The organism is Listeria sp. PSOL-1 (assembly GCF_902806445.1).
Lineage (GTDB): Bacteria > Bacillota > Bacilli > Lactobacillales > Listeriaceae > Listeria.
In genome coordinates, this window is sequence record NZ_LR760298.1 from 1,428,817 (window position 1) to 1,454,147 (window position 25,331).

Genomic DNA, 25,331 nt, shown 5'->3' on the forward strand with positions numbered 1-25,331 from the left:
TTAAAAATTTTAAATTTCAAATAAGCTGCTTTAGGTTAATTTACAGCATAAAATAAAAAACTTATTTTCATATGTTCAAAATTGCATACAGCATATATTATAAATCACTTTACAGCTAAAAACGGATTAAGATGATAACATTTCAATCCGTTTTAGCTCTATCTTATAAATTAATTATTCTGCAATCACGTTAATAGAGCCAATATACGCAGCGCCATAACTTTCTATAACTAAAATACTGTTTCTATTTTCTCTTGTAGCTGTGAAACGACCTTCAAATCTATAATAACCATTAACACTTTCTTCTCCCGTAACAATACGGTTATTAAATATGATATCACTTGTATTAGAAGCAGAGTTACCTTTTAATGAAGCTTTAATAAATTGGAAGGTTGTATCTGGTTCAGCAGATTTAACATAAACAACAACTTTATAAGTTTCATCTGGATAAAAATTAAAGGATTTATATAAACTTACAGCTTGATCCGCGTAAAAAGTATAGTCTCCATCTAGCGCTGCTTCTGCATTTTTCTGAGGGATTACTTTTTCACCAGAAAACATCTTCCAGCCGTCATCGGTTCCATCAGACCATGGCCGTGTATCTGGGAGTAGAACTTTCACTTGAATAGTTTTGGTAGTACTATAACCTTGGTTATTTGTCACTTTATAAGTTGCTTCATAGCTACCATACTTTTCTGTATTAACATTTGAGCTAATCAATTGAATTTTATCTGTAATATCCTTTTTCTCAATTGGATCATATGCTTTTAAGCCAATTCTTTCGTCTTGAGAATCAAATTTATCACCAATGTGTAATGATAAATTTTTAGCATCAAGTTGTGGATGATAATCGAGAACTTCAACCTTTAGTGTAAGTTGAGAACTTGTTCCATATAAACCTTCTACGTCATAAACTACTGTATATGTCCCTTGCTTGGAAGGCTTAACATCATTCCGAATAACTTTAATGTTGTCAGTTATGTTCTTACCAGTATAAGCTTCATACGCCCGCAAATTGATTCTAGGATCAAATGGATCAAACTTTTCTCCTGTAGGAATCGTAATATTTTTGCCACTGATGCTAGGATTTCCCCACTCAACTTTTACGCAAATTGTTAATGTAGCCATTTTACCAGCAGAATTTTTTACGGAATAGGTTACTGAATACTGACCTATACGAGAAGTATTGACATTATTAAAACTTACTTTAATATCTTTAGTTAAATTTTCACCTGTAAGAGCATCGTAAGCATTTAAACCAATGCTACTATCATAAGGATTAAATTTTCCACCAGCGTTAATATTTATATTTTTACCTTTTAAGATAGGATCAAAAGCTGCGTTAAAGTCATTGACTGTTACATAATGTTCGTTTGTATGAGCTCCTGTTGCAGAGCTTATTGAAAAAGTATATCTTCGACTTTTATCAATATCTGGATTTTTTAATATCCAAGTCTTTCCATCATAGCTTGCAATTAATAAGTTCTCTTTAGCATTCCATGAAATTTTTAAATTCCCTTTATAAGCGTTTATGTTTTGCATGGGTGCTAATGCTTTTAATGCTTTTGGATTTTTGTCGGTAGCAACAAATCCAGCGTGTGCTTGATTTATTTCATTATGTCTGTAAGAAGTATCTGAATCAGCTTCTTTTTTGGCATTCCAAAAAGTATCCAGTTCAAAAGCAATACCCTTTTTTAAGCCTAATGCACCTAAACCACCACCATATGCTCCTAGTTCACCTATTTCTCCTTGATGGAAAGCTACAGCAATACCATCTCCCCCGTTTTTATCTTTCCCTAAATCAACATTTAAATCTAAGTTAAAGTCTTCGCGCATATCCAAGGTTGTGGTACCAGAAATTGATCCTTTTAAATTTTTGTCATTTGAAGTTAAACGAGCTGAACGACTGCCAATTTGCTTAGCATCACCAGAAAATGAAAATAAATTCTTAATATCAGTATTGCTTCTAATTTTTACGTTATATTTTTTCATGACATTCCAGTTTTGGGTTTCTTTAGGTAGTGAAATTTTATTTTTCACCAGAACGTCGGTGTAGTAATCTTCATAAGTATAAGAAGGATCCTTTGGGATAGGTTGGCCAGGTATATCTTCAATATTAAACGGAGTATGAGTATTAATAAATAATGAATTAATAATTTGTTTTACATCATCCCATGATCCAGCTTCAGCTTTGGTATTAAATGTAAAATTCTTATCCGTACTTTTCCCTACTTTCGCTAATTGATTGCGATATTTACTAATAACATCCCAACGCTCTGTTCCTTTTGGTAATGAAATATTATTTTTCACTAAAACTTCTGCATAATAATTTTCATAAGTATAAGAAGGGCTATTTGGATCAGGCGTTCCCGGTATATCTTTAATATTGAATGGCATATCGTTATTAATAAATAACGAATTAATAATTTGTTTTATATCATCCCATGATCCGGCTTCAGCCTTGATATTAAATGTAAAATTTTTATCGGTACTTTTTCCTACTTTCGCTAATTGGTTACGGTATTTACTAATAACATCCCAACGCTCTGTTCCTTTTGGTAATGAAATATTATTTTTCACTAAAACTTCTGCATAATAATTTTCATAAGTATAAGCAGAGTTATTTGGATTAGGAACTCCTGGAATATCTTTGATATTAAATGGTGTATTGCTATCAATAAATAATGAATTGATAATTTGTTTTACGTCTTCCCATGATCCTGATTTGGCTTTAATATTGAATTTAAAATTTCCATCCGTACTTTTTCCAGTTTTGGCTAATTGATTACGATAGTTACTGATAACATTCCATTGCTGTGTTCCTTTTGGCAAGGGGATATTATTATTAACTAAAGATTCTGTATAATATTGAATGGCTTCTTCAGACAAATTCGATCCATTTAATGGAATATTATTATTAATGAAACGATTAATAAGTTGTTTTGCTTCCGTATCTAGTTTAATAGTGTCAGCTAAAACTGACGAAATAACACTCGGGTTATTTTGTTCTATCGCCAATGTATTAGTTGCAGGCAATAAAGACGACAATGTTACTCCGACAGCAATTGTTGTATAACCTATTTTCTTTAACATATTTCCTCCAAGTTAACTCTTCCTAAAAATTAGGGGTATTTTTATTATTTTCCAAAAAATATTATTCATACTATCAATAATCAAGAAATATGCGCTATATACTCCCTCCTTTTAAGCATAACTTATATGTATTTTTCTAAAAAGCATTAACTATAATCTTTTTGGAATATAACTATCGTAGCATAAATATTCAATCGGATATAATTAGGTTTTATGTTTTTTTTAAATGATTTTGACTAAAACTAGAATTTTTAAATAAAATATACTGAATTTTTTAATATTTTTTTAAAACAAAACTAAAATGGTAATGCTCCAAAATTTCTATGAAACTAAAAAGTGCTTTTTCTTTTTAATACATATATTTTTATTAGCAAAAAGAGTGTAGGAAAATTTCATTTATCCACACTCTTTTTGCTTAATTAAAATCACATTATTTCCGTTGTCGCTTTAATTTGTAAATCAAAAAGACAATAATACCAACTAGAATGAATATCAGCACTCCACCTAATAGATAGAGCCAGGTATAATCTTTTTCGACATTTACCGCTTGATTATTCAATCCTTTTGCTTGTTTTCCTTTAATTGTAAAATCCTTCTCAAATACCCATTTCGATTTTTCAGATGTTGCTACACCTCGAAAAGTATATTTACCCGGCTTAAAATTTTGATTATTTAAGTTTACCGCAAAATCAAAGTTAGAATTTGGAGCCATTCGTAAATTTTCTAATGTGGTTTCATATAAAGATTTTGAACCATTTTTTTTATATACTTTTCCGGTAATCTTCAATTCTCTAATAATCATCGCTTGATCATTTTGGATATTGGCTTTAAGTACATTTCGGTAATTTACTTGTCCAGGCGCTACTTTATTTAAACGCAAATGGGGTTGGACTTTTTTACTTGTTTCGCTTAATTGAACGCCTATCGTATAAGCATACTGGTTTAATATCTGGTTACTCCCTTTTTTCTTTTGCTTATCTTCATCTTTCTTTTCAGCAAAATATAAACCACCTAAAATAATACCATCATATTTTTCAACAGGCATTTTCACGCGTATTTTAACAATTTTTGTTGCTTTTGCAGGAATATCAACTTCCTTAGGAGCTACAGCGATATCACTAAAAGCATTTTTGAGGGAAGAATCTTGCTTTTTAGTTTTATGATTATATTCTACTATACCATTATCATTTGTGATTGCCGTATTCGCATTCACTGCAATAACTATATCTTTAGCTGTATTATTACGAATTTGAACTTCTAAATCCTGTTCCTCATCCGGTTTCATCCTTAAATCAAAATAAGTTTGTGAAGTATCTACTTGATTTTCAGGTATGATTGCTTGAACAGAAAAATTCATTTCAGCTGCTACACCTTTTTTTACAGGAGAACAGATTATAATTAACATGAGCATCAATATAAATATTTTAAACCATTTATTCAATTTAATACCTCATTCTCAAGCAGGTGAATCCGTTAAATTCCAAGTTAAAGATGCACTATACTCACCTTTTACTTTTTTAGTTTTTCCTGGCACGGTTAATGATATGGCTTTTTCACCTGTAGCATTATCACTACCAAAGCTGCCTACCCAAATACCTGTTCCTTGCTCACTTTTCGCATTGATAACGTCAGAAGCTACACCTGGTGTTAGGGATATGGCTTGATTAATCGTTGGTGCTAACCCGTCATCTTCTGAAATCAGTATCCCTTTATCTAGCTTAAGGACTGCTCCGGTTAAAACATTAGTCCCATTTGCAAATTGAGCATCTTGTGTAACAGTTAAGTGCCACCCTGCGTTACTACCACGTTTATCGGTTACTTGAACAAAGTTTGGAACTGATTTTCCGTCTTTTTCGTCTAATGTCGCATAATAAACTTGGCTACTACCTGACGTTTTTTGATTTCCAAAACTTAATTTTGAAATGTGATCAAGTGTAAGGGCTCCTGCCTCACTTTGCGTAAATTCAATACTCCCTGTAGACTTTGTTGAGCTGCTATCATCAGCAAGTGCAACGTGATGAAATAAAGCAACTCCACTTACAGCAATCACACTTGCGACTAAACCTTTTATTTTTTTCATTACCAATGCTCCTTGTTATATATTTAGCGATAATTTCCAATCGATTTTTTTATGCTGGGGTATCTAGCAAAATCCAAGTCATTTCTGTTGTATAGGTTGCGTCTTTTGCTTTTTCTGCAGAAACGGGAACTGATAGAGAAATACTTTTTTCAGCAGCAGCTCCATTCCCAAATTTTTCGACCCATGTCCCCATACCTTGTTCTTTTTGAGCAACTAAAACATCTTGTGCAGCGCCTGGGATAACTTCTCCATCGCTTCCTTTACTACCTGGAACAAGCACGATTTTATCAGCAGCTGTTGGAGCTTCTGAGTTGTTATCAGAATTCGTTACAACATATGGATTACTTAAAGTTAGTTGCGCTCCCTTTAATTCTTTCTCGCCGTTACTGGTTGTTGCTGAAAATTGATTTCCTTGTTGCACTTGCAATCTCCAGCCACCATTTGTTCCACGCTTATCTGTTACTTGGATATAATTCGGACGTTTTACAACACTTCCATCTTTTAACTTTAACTCATCTAATTCAGCGTAATATGTCTCACTTTTAGCTGAAATAATTTGTTCCCCGAAGTGAAAATTAGAAATGTAATTAATGCTAAGTGGACCATCTGGACCGTCTGGATGATCAGGGTCTATTGGATCAACTGGATTATCAGGATCATCTGGGTCAACTGGATCAACTTTAGAATCATCTTGTTTAAAAGTAATATCTCCCTTTGTAGTTGATGTCCCTTGAATTAAGCTATCTACTATAATTTTTGTTGGAGAGCTTACAGATTTTCCAGGAGCTACTGCATATACATAGATCGAAGTATTTGCCTTTAGCTTGTTTATAGCAAGTGAAAAATTACCTTTGGCATCCGAGTTACCCGTTGCAATAAGCTCGTTAGAAATTTCAAAGTTAACATTCACCTCACTGTTTGGTTCCGTTTTTCCTTCAATTTTAGTATCTGTATCATAGAGTGGATTTACTGTTGGTGCATTTGTTGCTGTTGCTGCAAAAATACTCGTTGGATCTAAAGAAATAAAAGTACATAATGTTAACCCCACAGTTAGAAAAATAATGAACATCTTTTTTAGTTTCATTCTTACTTATCTCCTTTTTACTTGGAATTTATTTTGTTACTGAAAACACCTGCTATGAAGAAATGAATGTTCTCCGCTCTCCCTCACCTCCTTTGTTGAAAGTTGCATTGCTTTATTTCATTTTTATATAAATAAAGTAATGTTAATAAAAGAAAAAAACCGATTAAACTTTCTATTTCTAATGTATTTTCTCCAGTTTGTGGTAATTTTTTAATTTTACTAGTTGATTTTTTAGCTTTCTTGTTTTTTGAGTGCTTCGACTTATCTGGTGCTTTATGTTCTTTTTTATCTGGCACAGAATTTTGGTCAAATGTAATGATTGCCTGACTATGACCACTTGTAGCCGCTAAACTATTGATTGGCACTTGTAAAATCATCATTAAGAAGAAAAAGAATAGACATCCTTGAATTTTTTTCATCATTACTCATCCTCCTTTTTTCATTGCTTACGCTGGAACATTTAGTAATGCAAACTCAATATTTGCTTGATATGCTCCAAGCTTTGCACTCCCAGGGCGTATTTTCATGATTGGACCCGCGTTTTCCCCCCATTGAATATCATATAATTCTTTAGTAGAATTACCTATTCCTTCATAAATAACCGTTGTATCCTTTGTATTAATTAGCTGATCCGCGCTTCCTTTCTTTCTAAAAAATAAGGCATCATTTAAAGTTTCTCCTTTAGCATTCGTTAAAGGGGTAAGTAGCTGAGCTGTGATTCTCCAGTTTGAGCGTACTACTCGGGTATCTGAAATTGTCAGTTGCCAATTAGGATCTTTTCTTTTAGCTTCAACTAATTTGTTAGAAATCACACTATCTTCAAAACTCATTGTGGACGGGACAGACTTAAAATCTAAAAAGCCTGGATTAACAACTTCAACTTTAACTATTTTTTTAAGATCAGCTCTATCTGGGTGTTGATAAGCAACTTCATATGTTCCTGGTGTAGAAGTATCAACATATCGTTCCACTAACATACTATTGTTATAATATATGGGGTCTCCATCATGATTAGTTGCTGACACAAAATTATCCACGGGGTTCCATACACTGTTTACGGGAATAACGGAGTCTTTAACATCGAGAGTCGCCATTGATTCTGCCCAAGTTACTACAACACGGACTTTAGAGTTATCTATCATTTGTAGCGCTTCAATAGGAGTATAACTTTTTTTCTCATCATTAATTCGCCATTTTCCAAAATAAGGCAGAGTATTTGGCGGTGTTGGAAGCATTGCTCCTGCTACGAGAGTTGAAGTCACGGGAAATTCTATTTTTGACAATGAATCACATCCTTCAAAAAAGCCACCCCAATTTTTGTCATTATACTTATTACTGGATAGAGAATTGTTAAATTTAACGCTTTTTAAACTTGTACATCCTTTAAACATATTTCTTGCTTTACGAGGCTTTATTATGGGTAATTCGATTTCTTTTAAACTACTACACCCTTCAAACATTGAATCGAAATCCTCCGAATAGACAATATTAAGGTCGGTAGGAAATTTAACACGTTCTAAATTTGAACAATTCTTGAAATAATTATTAAAGCTGTACCACGAATTGATAAGTGATCCTACAACAAATTTGTCATCAAAAACGACTGTTTTTATTTGTTGACTCATTTTTGACCAATAGGGTACAGGATCATTATTTCCTCGTGAAAAAGCCATACCTGAAATGTATAAAAGCCCTTCAGAATCTAATGTCCACTTTCCAGCATCCAAGTCGTATCCTCCTTGGTTTGCATTTAATCCTCCCTTTGCAATGATTTTAGCTGCTTTAACCTGAGGTGAGTCTTCATTACTTTCCTTATCATCTGCTGCGCTATCTAGTGGGAAAGATACTAGCGCTGTCCAAAAAAGAAAAACAGAGATAACAGCAAACAATATTTTTCTTACAAACATTTTTATCCTCCTTGCTGGTTAACTATTTATAAATTTTTCACCATTTATTAGAAACTAATCTTGCTGTAATAATTACCTACAATGAAAAATTTATTTTCTATAAATAAAGCTTTCTCATCTACTTCAAAATTGATAAAAAAGCCATACTAGATGGAATATTCTAACTAATAACGAACTTCAAATAGATCCTCAAGTTTTCGTGTATTAATAGCAAGTTCACCATTACTGGTGTACTTTAAAACATCCATACTAAGAAGTTCGTTTGACACTAAATTAAAAAAGTAAAGGTCTACTCCGCTATATTCAGCTAATAATTTTGCTGTAACTTCATAAGGAAGGAGGACATGATCCCCATCCACAAAACCTAATGATTCTCCTAAGTAGTATAAAGAATGCAATACTTTTTTCCGTCTAGTATAATGAGTAAGAGAAATCATCCTACTATGTAGTTTGCATATTTTCTTACTTGTATATTGTATTAGCAATTCTGAAAATTAAGGTCTTATTGATAAGTAATTTAAAAAATATTCTTTATCAATAAAAATAATCTCACTATATGTCTTCGTAGTTACTTTATAATTGCCATTTAATGAATCTCCAAATAATCTTCCAAGACCTAGAAATTCTTGCTCCCCCAAAATTTCTAGCACAACTCTTTTTTTACTGAGATCCGCTTCACTAACTACGCAAAGGCCTTGCTTCAAAAAAACGACATATTTAGTAACACTAAAATCAGCATATACATCTTGATTTTTAGTAAAACATTTTAAAAAAAATTGATGTCTCTTTACTTTATTCATCTCTAACTCAAGTAACATCGCGGAAAATTGCTCGTTTGAACTTAAAATATTGCTTGTTTTATAAACTACTTTAGATTCCATTATTGTTTCATCCTCTCTTTCTTTAAACAATAATAACGCAAAAAAAAAAATGTTTTCTCTGAAGTTTTAACAATTTTTACCATAAAATGTTTCATTTTATTGACAATAATCAATTTCTTCTATGCCGTTAAAAATCCCATAATAGCTTAATTATCAAGAAATATGTCAATTAAATCCATAAAATGTATTTTTTTTCTTCTATAAAAACGTGACTTTTTCCCTTTTTTATTGGTTTATTGACAAATTTTATACACTTTATTAAGGTTAGACATCGCTAGCTAAATAAGTAAATTTTCATACAATAAGAATAATCAATAACTTTAGCACATAATGGATTAGAACTAGCCAGTGCTATATCTGAGAACATTTTAGATGGAGTTTCCATGCGTTATGTCACAATTTTTATCTTGCAAATCGACAACTCGGATTACTTTTTGCGAGTATCCCTGCCATTTACGCCCAAGACATGCTATAAAGAATACGTTACTTGATAGTCAGTATAATATGTGAAAAGTTAGCATTTTCAGTTCTATCTTTTCTTATGCTTTAAATTTCCAATAAAATGCGTTATACTCACTTTATAAGACAGTATGATAAGGAGACTGAAATATGAATATTTATAGCTTATTTCACCAACCAAAGGGAAAAAAACGTTTTATAAGTGATCGAATGGAGCAATTTAACAATGGATTCATTTGATGGAATTTTCTTTTCATCAGCTTTATTTATCAATATGTTCATATTATCTCTTTTTCTATTTAAAAAAATTAGGCTTCATAAACTTTATTTTATGTTGCTTGTTCTTTTATATGGCTGTAGTCTTTTTCTATACTCATTTAATTCATTAATATACTTGCTTTATTTTATTATCCTATTTTGCTTTCTTTTTGAACGCACTAATAATTATTTTATTAATTTTTTAATCGTCATCGTTTCATTTAATATGGTCAGTATTTCAAACTTTATCGGATTTGACTTATTAAGGTTTTTATTTAATATAAATGGTTTTGAAAGTGCTATTATTGTGCTTATTCTCTTTGTTATCGTTATTTTAATTATTCAATTATTAAATAGGAAATACCATATTTTAGAGCAGCTTTTTATGTATACAAGAAAACATACCATCGTCGCTATTTTATACACGACCTTCTTTATTCTTTTTTCAATCATCCATTTTGTTGGCCAAGATTTTTACCAGCCTCTTTATATTTTTACTTCTTTAAGTTTAATTTTTTACCAACTCTTTGGAATTACATGTATTATTGCGATCATGTTTAATATCAAACGAGAGAATATGGTGATTTATTATATTCAAAAATACACGGAACAAAAACAATCTTATAAAGAAATTGAAGAATTTAAACATGATTACTTAAATCTATTACTATCATTAAAATATTTAGTTGAAATAAAAGATTGGGAAAATAGTCTAGCTTTTTTGAATGATTTAGAAAAACGCTCGTCCAATTTCATTCATAGTAGTCTAAGTAAGCAATTAGAATTTATTTCATCACCTATTATTAGAGGTGTATTCACTAGTTTTATATCTAAAGCGCAAGGAGCAAATTTGGAGGTACAAGTTTCCTTAACTCAGCCTATTCAAGTACCTACCGACTCCACATTTGATATCGCACGCGTGTTAACAATTATTTTAAATAATAGTATTGAGCATTATGATAATGGTTCTACTTCAAGTGCTCCTATTATTGTTAAAATCGAAACAAATAATGAAGGGATTGCTTTTCATATTAGCAATCCAATAAATACAGATATCGACCTAACTAAAATATTCCAGCGAAAGCAGTCTCGTAAAAAAGATGGCGGGCTAGGCCTGTTTAATCTCAAGAAAATATGTAACTCTTATGAAAATATTCATTACCATATCGATGTTAACAAAATAGACTCACGATTTATTTTTTCATTGAGCATTACTAAAAAATAACTAAACGCGGCTAAGACATCATGCGATAAATCGAGCAAAGTGAAGAGGTTTGCTAGAAACCGGAAAGTGGAGCGTACGGGCTGTACGTTAGAACCGGAAATCTGGTAAACCTCTTCAATTGCAAGCGCTTGTCGCCGATTTATTCTTTTATGTTTCGCTTCTTAGATGGACCTTGGTTTTGAATTGGTTCCATTTAACTTCGAACAATTTCAAATACTTGAGCTGCAACCTGAGGCGAATTTGCTCCATGGTATTCGTTCATTTTAATATGGGTTCCTTGCACTGGATAATAATTATCAACATCTAACACCCAGTCGAGATTGGAATAATTACGAATCACATAAAGCTCATCTTTTGTTTGCTCTATTTTCCAATAGGATGTAGTATCGTTTTCATTAGGAGCGCATACTACACGTTTAGAGCCTCCTTGCTTGTCCCATGTTAAGACTTCATTTGTTCCATTATTTGTGAAAATTTGGTAAGCGTCTTTTTTCGAATGATATTTAAATGTCCACCTTTGATTTCCACCACCATGATTTTTCCATATTAATACTTGTCGATTGGTTTTATTTTCAACATCTATCACTTTTGAACGGTCATGAGAAACTTTTATTTGGTATTCGCCATCAATCAGTTCCTTTTGAGCTGTAAAGTTATTATTTAAGCCGATAATCGTATTTATAAGAGATTCTCCAGGAAAATCTGCAACAACAATCCCCGTACGTTGAAGTTTATCTTTTTTGATAAAGTCATTCGTTAATATATTCGTCCCCTCAAAGGCGATTGAAGCAACTGATCCAACCCAATTTACTCTTGGGAAATCCGGATATGCTCCGGCCCAACCAGGAACTGTCAGCCCAGTTAATAAGCGTGGTGCACCGGTTCCTGGGCTACTATGGCCGCTAGCTACAAAATAAGGGAACGAGCCTCCTGAACCTGAAAGATAATTAATAAATATTGAATTTCTACTTGAAGTATCGGCTTTAACTAATTGATTTTTGACGCTTAACCATTTGCTATATAAATCCCAATTTGTACTTAAACTATATTTATCTTGAATATCAAAATCATATGGATATTCAAGTCCCGGGGCAACTGATTGTCTAAAATCTTTAAACAAAACAAATTTACCTCTAGTGGTTTTTAATCGTGGATTGCTACTATTTCCTTTATACAAATATTTATTAAATTCAGTCTTGTTTAGGTAGTTCATTAATATTCTATTTAATTCAGCATTATCTACGCTGCTATATTCTTGTTTTAATCGCATATAAATGGTTTCACCTGGATGTTCTCTTAAAAACTGTATGCATGTATTTAACACATCATCAAAATTTTTATGCAGATAAATAGGACCATGATGAATAGAAAAGGCATTATCATATGCCCTAACTCTAATATCAATAAAACGTATCCCTTTTGCTAGCTGTGATTGAAGGGTTAATCCTTGTGTTTGGGCAATATCCCCCCCATATCCAATAGACATTGTATCATGTGTCCCTGGAATAGAGATGTCAGAAAGTCTTTTCTCCTCATCTATTTGTGACATCCAATCCGTATTATTAAACCTAAATTCATCTGCACTTCTTAAATACGCTCGGTTATAATGTGCTGAAGCCGATGTAGGAACTAGTAACAGTGCGCACACTACACATAACAACAAAGAAATTATTTTATTTTTCAATCTATTCTATCCCTTCTTTTATAAAATATCGCACGCTCCATATATCATGGTAACATTATGAGAATAACAATTCAAATAATTCAAAAAACATTGATAGTGATGCAACAGCGGAATCCTATTTTTTCAACATCATTTCTCTTCTTTAACTAACATTTATGTTAATTATAAACAAAAAGACTGTAAACAAAGTTTTCCTTACTTTGTTTACAGCCCGAAAAGATCTAAAATAGAACTTTTTTCGCAATACTTCGCATTTCTTGCAAGCAAAACTTAGACGCTATACAAAGTTTAGGCCTTATTCTAACGAATGCATTCGTATCTGTATAAAATAAATTCACCGATTAGAATTTATTTTTCACTTGAAAACCAGGGATTTCAAATACTTGTGCTGCTCGTTGTGGAGAATCGTAACCATGAAACTCATTTACTTTGATCTTTGTCCCATATTTTGGATAAAAATTATCTATATCTAACACCATTTTAGGTTCTGCATAGTTGCGAATAATATAGGACTGACTAGACACTTTTTCTAATTTCCAATAATAGGTTGCATATTTTTTATTAGTTGCACACACAACACGAGTTGAAGTCCCATTCTTATCCCATGCCAGGGCTTGTTTAGTTTTGTCGTTTGTAAAAATTTGATAGGCATCTTTTGCTGGATCATACACGAATGTCCATTTTTGGTTGCTTGAACTTTGATTTTTCCATGTTAATACTTGTCTTGATCCCCATTCAACATCGATTACCATAGAAGGATCATATGAAGATTTGATTTGATGGATTTCAGGACCATTAAAACCAGGGATTTCAAAGACTTGTGCTGCTAATTGTGGAGATTTATAACCATGGAACGTATTTACTTTGATCTTTGTCCCACTCCGTGGATAAAAATTATCTACATCCAATACCATTCTAGTGTCTGCATAGTTACGAATAATATAGGATTGATTAGACACCTTTTCGAATTTCCAATAAGAGGTTGTCTCTTTTTTATTAGTAGTGGACACAACACGGGTTGAGGTACCATTTTTATCCCACGCTAAAACTTGTTTATTATCTGTCAAGACTTGATACGCACCTTTTACTGGATCATACTCAAATGTCCATTTTTGGCTCCCGCTACGGTCATTATCCCATACTGATACTTGTTTTGTTTCCGGATCCGAATCAATGACCATAGAATTATCATAGGAAGATTTAATTTGATAGGTTTCAAAACCATCTTTCAATGTTGTAAATGTCAACGTCGCAGGTTCTGATCTCCGACCGTTTCGATCTTCGGCAACGACTTTTACAGTATATTTTGTGGCATCTTTTAAATCAGTCAATCCATAGTACAGACTACTTGTTTTGAATGTTTTAGTTTGCCCATCGCCTGAAATTTCAATAATATATTTTGCAATGCCAACTACGCTGAATGAATCTCCCCATTTTAAAGCGGCTTCGCTATGTGTAATGCCGGATACAGAAGGTCTATATGGTTGAGCTGGAATATCTTTCAATGTTGTAAACGTAGTAATACCAGGGTTGGATCTCAAACCATTTTGATCTTCTGCCATCACTTTTACTGTATATAATGTCATCTCTTTTAAACCATGTAGGTAACAAGCTAAATTACTCGTTTCGAATCTTTTCGTTTCGCCTGCCCCTGAAACTTCAATAATATATTTCGCAATCCCAGCATTACTTGAAATTGCTGGTCTTTCCCATCTTAAAATAGCTATATCTGCTTCAATGTTGCTTACTGAAAGGTTTCGTGGTCGGGTCAAATCATTGTCATTATCTTTCAATGTTGTGAATGTCGTTACTGCAGATTCTGATTTTTGTCCGTTTCGACCTTCAGCTGTTACTTTTACTGTATATGCTGTGTTTCCTGTTAAGCCTGTTAGTGCATAGGCTACATTGCTTGTTTCGAAGGTTTTTGTTTGGCTTGCTCCCGAAAGTTCAACAATGTATTTCGCAATCTCAACTTTGCTTACTGGTTTCTCCCAGTTTAAATTTGCTGAAGTTTCCATGATGTTATTTACTGTAAGTTTTTGTGGTTTCTCTGGTTTGTCCTTCAATGTTGTAAATGTCGTCACCGCAGATTCTGATTTTTGTTCGTTTCGATCTTCAGCGCTCACTTTTACCGTATATGCTGTGTTTGCTGTTAGGCTTGTTAGTGCATAGGTTACATTGCCTGTTTCGAAAGTTTTCGTTTGGCCTGCTCCTGAAAGTTCAACAATGTATTTTGTAATGCCAACTTTACTTGCTGATTTCTCCCAGTTTAAATCTGCTGAAGTTTCCGTGATGTTATTTACTGTAAGTTTTTGTGGTTTCTCTGGTTTGTCCTTCAACGTTGTGAATGTCGTCACCGCGGCTTCTGATTTTTGTCCATTTTGATCTTCAGCAACCACTCTTACGATATATGCTGTATTTGCTGTTAAGCCTGTTAGCGCATAGGCTACATTACTTGTTTCAAATGTTTTGGCTTGACCTGCTCCTGAAAGTTCAATAATATATTTCGCAATCCCAGCTTTGCTTGCTGGTTTTTCCCAGTTTAAATCTGCTGAAGTTTGCGTAATGTTATTTACTGTAAGTTTTTGTGGTTTCTCTGGAGTAGTGTCTTCGCTTGTAAATTGTTTAGCAATATTTGTAAATTCATAACGATTCTCTACTTTTCCTAGTCCACCATCAATTTGTGCATCGCGGTTCATTGACCAGAATGCTACCATACCAAGTCCTTTATTTTTTGCATGTCGAACATCATTTCTGTTGAGAAGTACGGGTGATCTTCACCTTCAAAACCAATAGATGGTGTAACACCTACTTTTCCGTAAGCTTCAGAATCAGATAAAGTTTGTTTAGCATATTGTTTAAATGCTGTTTTCACTTGATCTTTTGTATTATCAATTGCTTCAATGGAACCTTGAGCATAGTCTGGAACTCCTGCTCCGTAACACATTGCCATAATATTAACATTTGTTAGCTCAACGCCTGCTTCAAGGTAAGCTTTTAAGACATTTTCTCCAGCAACTGTTAAGCCACTTGGCATAACTGGTAGAGTTAAGGTTACTTTTACGCCTGTTTTTTCTTGTAATTTTTTAACAGCTGTTGCGTTGGCTTGGTTTTGCTTATAATCCATCGCGCCACCTTCTACATCAAGATCAATGCGTGTTAAGCCGTAGCCGTCAACAATTTCTTTATATGTGTTATAAAGTACATCTGTATCTTGGGTAGCTGTCCAGAATGCGCCTGTATTTAGGCCACCAAATGAAATCGTCACATCTCCACCAGAATCACGAAGTTCTTTGATTCCTTTTTTAATTCCTTTGTATTGGCCTGTATCGCCTTCTTCGCTTAATGCGCTAAAACCTGCCCAGCCCCAATTTAATTTACCACCTTTTGTTCCACCTGATGATTGGATAAATCCTAAGTTAAAGAACTTAACGCCTGATTCACTGCTTAACTTTTGAATATTTGGTGCGCCGTTATTTGAATAATTGGCATCATTCATCCATGCTGCATCATCAACAAATGGTGCAACTACTTGGCTTGGCCATTCAATACCTTGACCTACACCAAAGTCAGCTTTAGATTCACGTATGGTTACAGTGCGTTCTGCTTTTGCAGTTTGGTTGTAGCTGTCTGTTACGCTGTAAGTTAACTTATATGCTCCTGCTACTTTCGTATCTACTTTACCACTAACATTGATTTTACTTGTAATATCTTGACCCTTACCATCTTTCGCTGTTACGCCTGTTAATGGATTAAAATCATCTCCAACATTAATCGTTACATCTTTTGTTCCTGAAATGACTGGAGTGCCTACCTTAGCTACCGTGATTTTACGTGTCGCTTTTGCTGTTGCTCCTTCAGAGTCGCTAACTGTATAGACTAATGTGTAAACACCTGCTTCTTTCGTATTAACGCTGCCGTCCACTTTGATTTTGCTTGTCAAATCGCCATCTTCTTTATCTGTAGCTGTTACGCCAGCAAGCGGGTCAAAGCCATCATTAATATAGATGGTTTTATCTTGAACACCAGAAAGAACGGGCTCGCTATTTACATGTTCTTCATCACCATAAATAACTTGTGAAGTTAGTTTAGCATTCGTGTCATAATATTGTTCTAGCTCAACTTTTTTTATATTGTCAGTGTTCACGCTACTTGCATTGCTACTTCCTAGCTTAAGCGTATAAGAAGCTCCTGGTTTGATTATTCTCCCATCAGAAGTTGAACTAAATTCAACATATGTTTTACCATCTTTTGCTGTAACATTTCCTGCTTTATAGTCGCCCTTTGATAATGTGCTTCCATCTTTTAGCGTAATAATCAGTTTTCCTTTTTTGATTGTGCTGTAATACTTCTTAGCTAAATCTAGTGCTACGCCTTCAGATGAATCAAGTGTTTCATTATTTTTCATTGTGAATGAGAAACCTTTTCCACCATTATCGACAGTCGTGATACTAAAGTCTAAACCTAAGTTTAAATCGCTCTTATTCGCTTCGACTGTGTTTGGAATAGCAGAATCGCCGTATAACCCTTTTTTAATGCTGCCACTTAATTCTCCTCTTGCCCCATTGTTATCTGAATCTTTATCTTGAGAGGCCATCCAAGAAATGACTCCACCAAGGTGATTCTTTTTAACAAAATTCGCTTTTTCTGTAACAGACTGTTTATTGTCAAAGGTAAAGAATTGTTTTGTTGTTTCACTGTATAAATAAGGGGCTTTAGCTATATCATCCCAATATTCTTTTAGTGAAGGATCTTTTGCTTTTAGTTCATCAATTTTACGATAAGACCAGATTCCTCCGCTTCGTCCTCCGTCGCCAATTTTCACGGGTGCTTCATTGATCGCTCCACGTGAAGGCGAATCATCAGCATCTTTCGCTGTTAAAGCAGCATTTTGGAACAACCCTGGATGTGCTGGATCGTTTCCCTTTTCAACAGAGTCCCAACCACGTGTGTACATTGCTGCTCCAATCACCACTTTATCCATTTGAACATTTTTACTTTTCAAATAGTCTACTGCCGCTTCAATTGAATTGCCTGTAGGGTCATTCGGGTTTGTATATAATGCGGTTTGATGTCCTGATTTCTCTTCCCATGCTCCGTTTAGGTCATACGTCATTATATTACCAAAATCGATGATATTAAATAATTTTGCCACATCTACTGAAGCTTCTAGTTGTGTTTTTGTTCCTGGTAATGCGGTACTTAATTCATAGGTTTTTTCTTCTTTTACACCAAGCTTATCCAAGCCGTTACGAATGTCTTGCATTAACTTGATATAGTTATCGCGATCTTCTGGACGAGCGTTAGGTGTTCCTTCGTCATTTTTATTGTCAACAGTGTCTCCTTGTCGTACGCTTGCTGGATATTCCCAATCGACATCGACAAAGTCCATGCCTGTGTATTTAACAAATTTCATAATATTTTCTACAAATTTAGCGCGTTTTGTTGGATTGGCTGCAACCTCAGAGAAGTCTCCTGATTTCGACCAACCACCAATAGAAATTCCTAGTTTCATGTTAGGATGTTGCTCTCTAATCGCTGCTAGAGCTGGGATTGCACCTGAAAGTTCATCTCCCCATGCATTACCAGAACCAACTGGATTTCCAAACGCGGCATCTTTATCTGTTAATTGTAAGTTCCCGTTTGAATCAAAATCTAAGAAAGCAAAATTCAAGTGAGTATACAAATTAGCAGGGATATTTTTTGGATAATAATTACCTTGTCCACCCCATACTGACCAATCTCCGTAGTACATAACGTTTCGGTAAGGCACCGTTGTTTTTGCACTTACTTGCTTTACAGTTGGGTTTTCTTTCGCAACTGATACAATAGGCGATATACCGTTAATCGCCGTCATTGACAACATCCCTACAGCGAGAGTGATGTTTAGGTACTTACTTAAGCTTTTTTTCTTTTGGTTCATTAATAATTAACCTCCTAAATGTCCTTTTAAATACATTATACTTTTGCTTTGAGCTGTGTTTATCTTTCGCTTAAATAAAGCAAACATCTGATTGTTTTGGGCATTTTAGTACTTTAAATGCTTATTAGTACGTAACTATTCCGGAATAGCCAATAAAAGATTACCATAAATAATCGCATTAAAAAGTTGAAGTTTGATTAATTAATGTATTAAATTCTGTCTAAAATATGTTTTCGTACAATTTTATCCATTATCTTTTATAAAACTAAAAAGAGAGCAGGAGTATCCTGCTCTCTTGTTTTGTGCTTAAACTTTTACTAACTTAAGCTACTCGTTTATAGTTTTTCCCATACATCAGATGCGCCTGGTTCATTTCCTAGCGTCCACCATTTAGCACGGTATTTAGCACCATGATAAGTGACTTCCTCGCCACCTACATAAATACGTTCTGCATTCCATTCCATATCAGCTGGATCAAACATCTCTGCCCAAGGGCCATACGCGCCACCTTGGTCAGGACGATCGCCTTGTGTCCACCATTTAGCAGTATATTTTTTACCGTTATATTGGACAACTTCTCCACCAAAGTAAGTTGTGTCTGCATTCCAAGCAGGAGTGCCATCATTATCTTCAGCTAATGTTGTGAAAGTAGTCATAGCAGCTTCTGATTTTTGACCGTTGCGATCTTCAGCAATCACTTTTACTGTATAAGTTTTGTTAGCTGTTAAGCCAGTTAATGCATAAGATAGATCGCTTGTTTCGAATGTTTTCGTTTGGCCTGCTCCTGAAAGTTCAACAATATATTTTGCAATGCCAACTTTGCTTGCTGATTCTGTCCAAGTTACATCTGCTGAAGTTTGGGTAATGTTGCTTACTGACAGATTTTGTGGTTGTTGTGGTTTATCAGTATCGTTATTATCTTCGCTTGTAAATTGTTTAGCAACATCTGTAAATTCATAACGATTTTCTACTTTTCCTTGTCCACCATCAATTTGTGCATCACGGTTCATTGACCAGAATGCGACCATACCAAGTCCTTTATCTTTCGCATGTTGAACCACTTTATTCATCATTTCTGTTGAGAAGTACGGGTGGTTTGAGCTTTCAAAACCAATAGATGGTGTAACACCTACTTTTCCGTAAGCTTCAGAATCAGATAAAGTTTGTTTAGCATATTGTTTAAATGCTGTTTTCACTTGGTCTTTTGTATTATCAATTGCTTCAATAGAACCTTGAGCATAATCTGGTACACTTTCTCCGTAACACATTGCCATAATATTAACATTTGTTAGCTCAACGCCTGCTTCAAGGTAAGCTTTTACAACATTTTCCCCAGCAACTGTTAAACCACTTGGCATAACTGGTAGAGTTAAGGTTACTTTTACGCCTGTTTTCTCTTGTAATTCTTTAACAGCTTTTGCGTTGGCTTGGTTTTGCTTATAATCCATCGCGCCGCCTTCTACGTCAAAATCAATGCGTGTTAAGCCGTAACCATCAACAATTTCTTTATACGTGTTATAAAGTACATCTGTATCTTGAGTAGCTGTCCAGAATGCGCCTGAATTCAATCCACCGAATGAAATCGTCACATCTCCGCCAGAATCACGAAGTTCTTTAATTCCTTTTTTAATTCCTTTGTATTGGTCTGTGTCGCCTTCTTCGCTTAATGCGCTAAGACCTGCCCAGCCCCAATTTAATTTACCGTCTTTTGTTCCACCTGATGATTGGATAAATCCTAAGTTAAAGAATTTAACGCCTGATTCACTGCTTAATTTTTGAATATTTGGTGCGCCGTTATTTGAATAATTGGCATCGTTCATCCATGCTGCATCATCAACAAATGGTGCAACTACTTGGTTTGGCCACTCAATACCTTGCCCTACGCCAAAGTCAGCTTTAGCTTCATCACGTACGGTTACTGTGCGTTCTGCTTTTGCAGTTTGGTTGTAGCTGTCTGTTACGCTGTAAGTTAACTTATATGCTCCTGCTACTTTCGTATCTACTTTACCACTAACATTGATTTTACTTGTAATATCTTGACCCTTACCATCTTTCGCTGTTACGCCTGTTAATGGATTAAAATCATCTCCAACATTAATCGTTACATCTTTTGCTCCAGAAATGACTGGTGCTGCTATTGGACTAACTGTAATTTGACGTTTTGCTTCTGATGTTTGGTTGTAATCATCTGTTACGCTATACGTTAGTGTATAAGTTCCTGCTACATTTGTATCTACTGTACCACTAACTTTAATCTTACTTGTAATATCTTTACCTTTGCCGTCTTTTGCTGTTACGCCAGCAAGTTTGTCAAAAGTATCACCCATGCTAATCGTTGTGTCTTTAACACCAGAAATAACTGGAGCTGCTACTGGGCTAACTGTAATTTGACGTTTTGCTTCTGATGTTTGGTTATAGTCATCTGTTACGCTATATGTTAGTGTGTAAGTTCCTGCTACATTTGTGTCTACTGTGCCACTAACTTTGATCTTACTTGTAATATCTTTACCTTTACCATCTTTCGCTGTTATGCCAGCAAGTTTATCAAAAGTATCACCCATGCTAATTTCTGTGTCTTTGATACCAGAAATAACTAGAGCACTTACTTTATTCACGGTAATTTTACGTGTTGCTTTTGTTGTTGCTCCTTCAGAGTCGCTAACTGTATAGACTAATGTGTAAACACCTGCTTCTTTCGTATTAACGCTGCCGTCCACTTTGATTTTACTTGTTAAATCGCCATCTTCTTTATCTGCAGCTGTTACACCAGCAAGTGGATCAAAGCTGTCATTAATATAGATGGTTTTATCTTGAACACCAGAAAGAACGGGCTCGTTATTTACATGGCTATCATCACCATAAAGAACTTGTGAAGCTAGTTTAGTGTTCACATCATAATATTGTTCTAATTCAACTTTTTCGATGTTATTTTCGTTTACACTACTCTCTTTATCACTTGCTAGTTTAAGTTCATAAGATGCTCCTGGTTCAATTGCTTTTCCATCATAAGTTGAACTAAATTCAACATATGTTTTACCGTCTTTTGCTGTAACGTTTCCTGCTTTATAATCACCTTTTGATAATGTGCTTCCATCTTTTAGCGTAATAATCAGTTTTCCTTTTTTGATTGTGCTGTAATACGCCTTAGCTAAAGCTAGTGCTTCGCCTTCAGAAGATTTTGTTTCATTATTGTTCATTGTGAATGAGAAGCCTTTTTTACCATTATCAGTAGTTGTTACACTAACGTCTAAGCCTAAGTCTAAATCACTCTTGTTCGCTTCGACTGTGTTTGGAATAGCGGCCTCACCGTATAATCCTTTTTTAATGTCATTACTTAATTCTTCTCTTGAACCGTTGTTATCTGAATCTTTATCTTGAGAGGCCATCCAAGAAATAACTCCACCAAGGTGATTCTTTTTAACAAAGTTTGCTTTTTCTGTAACAGATTCTTCATTATCGAAAGTAAAGAATTGTTTTGTTGTTTCACTGTATAAATAAGGGGCTTTAGCTATATCATCCCAATATTCTTTTAGTGAAGGATCTTTCGCTTTTAACTCATCAATTTTACGGTAAGACCAAACGCCACCACGTCGTCCTCCGTCACCACTTTTCACGGGTGCTTCATTGATCGCTCCACGTGTAGGCGAGTTGTCAGCATCTTTCGCCGTTAAAGCGGCGTTTTGGAACAAGCCTGGATGTGCGGGGTCATTTCCTTTTTCAACAGAATCCCAACCACGTGTGTACATTGCTGCTCCAATTACCACTTTATCCATTTGAACATTTTTACTTTTCAGATAGTCTACTGCTGCTTCAATTGAAAAGCCTGTAGGATCATTCGGATTTGTATATAATGCGGTTTGGTGTCCAGACTTTTCTCCCCATGCTCCGTTCATATCGTAAGTCATCATATTACCAAAATCGATAATGTTAAATAATTTTGCTACATCTACTGAAGCTTCTAGTTGTGTTTTTGTTCCTGGTAATGCGGTACTTAGTTCATAAGTTTTGTCTTCTTTTGTACCAAGTTTATCTAAACCATCACGAATATCTTGCATTAACTTAATATAGTTATCGCGATCTTCTGGACGAGCGTTAGGTGTTCCTTCGTCATTTTTATTGTCAACAGTATCTCCTTGTCGTACGCTTGTTGGATATTCCCAATCGATATCGACAAAATCCATGCCTGTGTATTTAACAAATTTCATAATATTTTCTACAAATTTAGCGCGTTTTGTTGGATTGGCTGCAACCTCGGAGAAGTCTCCTGATTTCGACCAACCACCAATAGAAATTCCTAGTTTCATGTTAGGGTGTTGTTCTTTAATCGCTGCTAGAGCTGGAATCGCACCTGAAAGTGCATCTCCCCAAGTATTACCAGAACCAACTGGATTTCCAAATGCAGCATCTTTATCTGTTAATTGTAAGTTCCCGTTTGAATCAAAATCTAAGAAAGCAAAATTCAAGTGAGTATACAAATCAGCAGGGATATCTTTTGGATAATAATTACCTTGTCCACCCCATACTGACCAATCCCCGTAGTACATAACGTTTCGGTAAGGCACAGTTGTTTTTGCGTTTTCTTGTTTTTTTGTTTCAATATTTACAACTTGATTAGAAGTTGTATTTTCTTTCGCAGCTGCTACAATAGGCGACACACCATTGATTGCCGTCATTGACAACATCCCTACTGTTAGAGTTATGTTTAGATACTTGCTTAAGCCTTTTTTCTTTTGGTTCATTAATAATTATCCTCCTAAATGTCCTTTTAAATACATTATATTTTTATTTTGAATTGTGTATTGTTTGCTTAAATTAAACAAACGTCTGATTGTTTTGAGCCATTTAGTACTCTAAATGGCTTATTAATACGCTACTATTCCGGAATAGCTACTTAGTATATTATCAAAAAATAAATACATAAATTATAAAGCTTAATATAAAAACAACGAAAATGTGTCGAAATTCAAAACAAATATGTTTTTTTAGATATTAATAGACAAAAATATATAAAATAATTGATTATGTGTCTGTTTAAATGTCTTTTTTAATAAAAAAAAGCTAGCGTTATCCACAAAAATTGCTAGTTAAGCTATTTTCCCTTCAAAATCATACTATATAGATAAAAGTTCACCTTTTTGTCACAATTATATTGTGATTCTTTGAACTTTCAAACTTCCTTTCATTCATTTTATGCTAGCTTTAAAAGTGTCTTAATTAGAATAAACAAAATAATGTAGAGGAGGTGTTATTCCTTTTTTTCATATTTACAGCAGAATCTGTTTATACAACGGGATAATATGAAGTAAAGATTATGCTTATAGACACAAAATAAAAAAGTTTATTCTATATAATAGACATTTAAAAAAATGTGGAGAGGATGAAAAATTTGTTAATAAAAAAAATAATGGCTACTTTATGTGTAATGGGGATATTATTCAGTTCGATGCTTGGGGGACAAACTCCGGCATCTGCACAAGACATACAAGCAAAATCATTAAGCCTTCACCAGCTCACTGAAAGTCTCGTAACACTTACATTTCGCGATCAACTATCTCCTGCAAAAAAAGAGGAAATTGTTAATCTTGTCGAAAACAAAGCAAACGTATATATAAATGAGAAAAACGCAAATAAACCAACTAATCTCAAAGACCTTGATCCAGATGCCTATGCACAAGTCGTTGAAAATCTATTTAAAGATAACTTAGCTATAGTCGATTCGCCTGGAACTGCTTTAGTTGCTTTAGCTCTTATTGTCGCTGAGTGGGAATTTGATCGCACTTATTATGAAACGCAGCAAGCTTTAGTGGATATAACATGGGCAACCTATACGATGTATGATTATGGATTTATCAGAAATAGTCTTCTAAACGCCATTTTACAACAATATAATTACAACCCAATAAACCCTTCCCCATCTGGCTATGAAAAACGAACAGTAAATGTCCCAGAATTTGCAGGAAGTAGCCAAACGTTAAATCTATCAGGTTTTTATAAAGATAATAATTCAGACACAACAATTGTTGCTATAGGCGGTTTTAGAGGAAATGGATGGCCTGATCCAACAGATGAAGATTTTGGACATGAAACCAAAATGTTAGAAAGCTTTGGCTATAATGTACTTCTAACTGAACCACGTGCATCTGGTGAAAGTGAGGGCGAGTTCATCACAATGGGATTTCACGAAAAGGATGATTACACTGCTTTTATAAATGATGAGTTAGCTAAAAATCCACAACAGAAAATCGTCCTTTATGGTGGCTCCATGGGATCAAGTACAGCCTTAGGTTCGCTTGCCAATTCTTATTCTGATCAAGTAAAAGGTGTTATTTCTATTTCAGGCTATAAATCAATCAAAGCGGAACTAGATGACCTCTTAAACGCTCTTGAAATAGATGCTACAACTAGATTATTAATTTTAACCAACTTAGAAAGCAGATATCTGATTCCTCGAGCAAATCTTAACTTGCAAGATGAAGTACCTATGCAAGGTGTTAAAAGCTCTGAGATCCCTAAACTATTTTTACACGGGGACGCTGATAAATTTGTGTTACCAGGCAATGCTGAGAGCTTAAAAGACAATGCAATTGGTGATCAAAATTACCTGTATTATATACCTGGTGGTACACATAGTAATCTGTTCAGCAAAGATGGGACAGAAAATACTGCTTTCATAAAAGAACATATAGATCAGTTTCTAAACGACTTACCTCTTAAAAAATAAACTGCAAACAAAACAC

14 protein-coding genes are annotated in these 25,331 nt (G+C 34.3%); 2 read left to right on the forward strand and 12 right to left on the reverse strand.

What is annotated here, in order from left to right:
* Positions 1-174 precede the first annotated feature (174 nt).
* The 8 genes from G6Q10_RS06945 to G6Q10_RS06980 form a co-directional block, all read right to left on the reverse strand.
* Positions 175-3,093, reverse strand: a complete 2,919-nt coding sequence (locus tag G6Q10_RS06945; protein ID WP_163654569.1) for a lectin-like domain-containing protein — start codon at positions 3,091-3,093, stop codon at positions 175-177.
* A 430-nt stretch (positions 3,094-3,523) separates the two neighbouring features.
* Positions 3,524-4,534, reverse strand: coding sequence for a WxLIP family cell surface protein (locus G6Q10_RS06950; RefSeq protein ID WP_232057798.1), 1,011 nt, complete (start codon positions 4,532-4,534; stop codon positions 3,524-3,526).
* 15 nt (positions 4,535-4,549) lie between these two features.
* The gene (locus G6Q10_RS06955) at positions 4,550-5,173 is read right to left on the reverse strand and encodes a WxL domain-containing protein (RefSeq protein ID WP_163654571.1); all 624 of its coding nucleotides are present in this window, start codon (positions 5,171-5,173) and stop codon (positions 4,550-4,552) included.
* Between the two features lie 49 nt (positions 5,174-5,222).
* Positions 5,223-6,257, reverse strand: coding sequence for a WxL domain-containing protein (locus tag G6Q10_RS06960; RefSeq protein WP_163654573.1), 1,035 nt, complete (start codon positions 6,255-6,257; stop codon positions 5,223-5,225).
* A gap of 83 nt (positions 6,258-6,340) precedes the next feature.
* Complete coding sequence (locus G6Q10_RS06965; RefSeq protein WP_163654574.1) at positions 6,341-6,679, reverse strand: EF2685/EF0750 family sortase-dependent surface protein; 339 nt, start codon at positions 6,677-6,679, stop codon at positions 6,341-6,343.
* A 24-nt stretch (positions 6,680-6,703) separates the two neighbouring features.
* Positions 6,704-8,164 (reverse strand): leucine-rich repeat protein, encoded by a 1,461-nt coding sequence (locus tag G6Q10_RS06970; RefSeq protein ID WP_163654576.1) that lies wholly within the window; start codon positions 8,162-8,164, stop codon positions 6,704-6,706.
* Between the two features lie 164 nt (positions 8,165-8,328).
* Entirely contained in the window at positions 8,329-8,523 is a 195-nt protein-coding gene (locus G6Q10_RS06975) for a hypothetical protein (RefSeq protein ID WP_163654578.1), read from the reverse strand.
* Positions 8,524-8,658: 135 nt separating this feature from the next.
* A complete protein-coding gene (locus G6Q10_RS06980) occupies positions 8,659-9,045 on the reverse strand; it encodes a cyclic nucleotide-binding domain-containing protein (protein WP_163654580.1) in 387 nt (128 codons plus the stop codon).
* Between the two features lie 685 nt (positions 9,046-9,730).
* Between G6Q10_RS06980 and G6Q10_RS06985 the strand changes: the two genes are divergently transcribed.
* Positions 9,731-10,987, forward strand: a complete 1,257-nt coding sequence (locus G6Q10_RS06985; RefSeq protein WP_163654582.1) for a GHKL domain-containing protein — start codon at positions 9,731-9,733, stop codon at positions 10,985-10,987.
* Between the two features lie 193 nt (positions 10,988-11,180).
* On the opposite strand, the gene G6Q10_RS06990 is transcribed toward G6Q10_RS06985, so the two are convergent.
* From G6Q10_RS06990 to G6Q10_RS10040, 4 genes are all read right to left on the reverse strand, one after another.
* A complete protein-coding gene (locus G6Q10_RS06990) occupies positions 11,181-12,671 on the reverse strand; it encodes a phosphatidylinositol-specific phospholipase C domain-containing protein (protein ID WP_232057799.1) in 1,491 nt (496 codons plus the stop codon).
* 341 nt (positions 12,672-13,012) lie between these two features.
* Positions 13,013-15,388, reverse strand: a complete 2,376-nt coding sequence (locus G6Q10_RS06995) for a fibronectin type III domain-containing protein (RefSeq protein ID WP_163654584.1) — start codon at positions 15,386-15,388, stop codon at positions 13,013-13,015.
* Positions 15,382-18,594, reverse strand: coding sequence for a glycosyl hydrolase family 18 protein (locus tag G6Q10_RS07000; RefSeq protein ID WP_163654586.1), 3,213 nt, complete (start codon positions 18,592-18,594; stop codon positions 15,382-15,384). Before G6Q10_RS07000 ends, G6Q10_RS06995 begins: the two co-directional genes overlap by 7 nt.
* Before the next feature lie 335 nt (positions 18,595-18,929).
* Positions 18,930-23,333: a glycosyl hydrolase family 18 protein gene (locus G6Q10_RS10040; RefSeq protein WP_197914086.1), complete on the reverse strand. Its 4,404-nt coding sequence runs from the start codon at positions 23,331-23,333 to the stop codon at positions 18,930-18,932.
* Between the two features lie 638 nt (positions 23,334-23,971).
* On the opposite strand from G6Q10_RS10040, the gene G6Q10_RS07025 reads away from it, so the two are divergent.
* On the forward strand, positions 23,972-25,315 hold the full coding sequence (locus G6Q10_RS07025) for an alpha/beta hydrolase (protein WP_163654588.1): 1,344 nt from the start codon (positions 23,972-23,974) through the stop codon (positions 25,313-25,315).
* Positions 25,316-25,331 lie beyond the last annotated feature (16 nt).

Bases quoted from the DNA above. Each gene is read 5' to 3' on its own strand.
- G6Q10_RS06960 (WP_163654573.1), bottom strand. From the start codon at position 6,257: ATGAAACTAAAAAAGATGTTCATTATTTTTCTAACTGTGGGGTTAACA.
- G6Q10_RS06955 (WP_163654571.1), bottom strand. From the start codon at position 5,173: ATGAAAAAAATAAAAGGTTTAGTCGCAAGTGTGATTGCTGTAAGTGGA.
- G6Q10_RS06965 (WP_163654574.1), bottom strand. From the start codon at position 6,679: ATGATGAAAAAAATTCAAGGATGTCTATTCTTTTTCTTCTTAATGATG.
- G6Q10_RS07025 (WP_163654588.1), top strand. From the start codon at position 23,972: ATGAAAAATTTGTTAATAAAAAAAATAATGGCTACTTTATGTGTAATG.
- G6Q10_RS07000 (WP_163654586.1), bottom strand. From the start codon at position 18,594: ATGAACCAAAAGAAAAAAAGCTTAAGTAAGTACCTAAACATCACTCTC.
- G6Q10_RS10040 (WP_197914086.1), bottom strand. From the start codon at position 23,333: ATGAACCAAAAGAAAAAAGGCTTAAGCAAGTATCTAAACATAACTCTA.
- G6Q10_RS06985 (WP_163654582.1), top strand. From the start codon at position 9,731: ATGGATTCATTTGATGGAATTTTCTTTTCATCAGCTTTATTTATCAAT.
- G6Q10_RS06980 (WP_163654580.1), bottom strand. From the start codon at position 9,045: ATGGAATCTAAAGTAGTTTATAAAACAAGCAATATTTTAAGTTCAAAC.
- G6Q10_RS06995 (WP_163654584.1), bottom strand. From the start codon at position 15,388: ATGGTAGCATTCTGGTCAATGAACCGCGATGCACAAATTGATGGTGGA.
- G6Q10_RS06945 (WP_163654569.1), bottom strand. From the start codon at position 3,093: ATGTTAAAGAAAATAGGTTATACAACAATTGCTGTCGGAGTAACATTG.
- G6Q10_RS06970 (WP_163654576.1), bottom strand. From the start codon at position 8,164: ATGTTTGTAAGAAAAATATTGTTTGCTGTTATCTCTGTTTTTCTTTTT.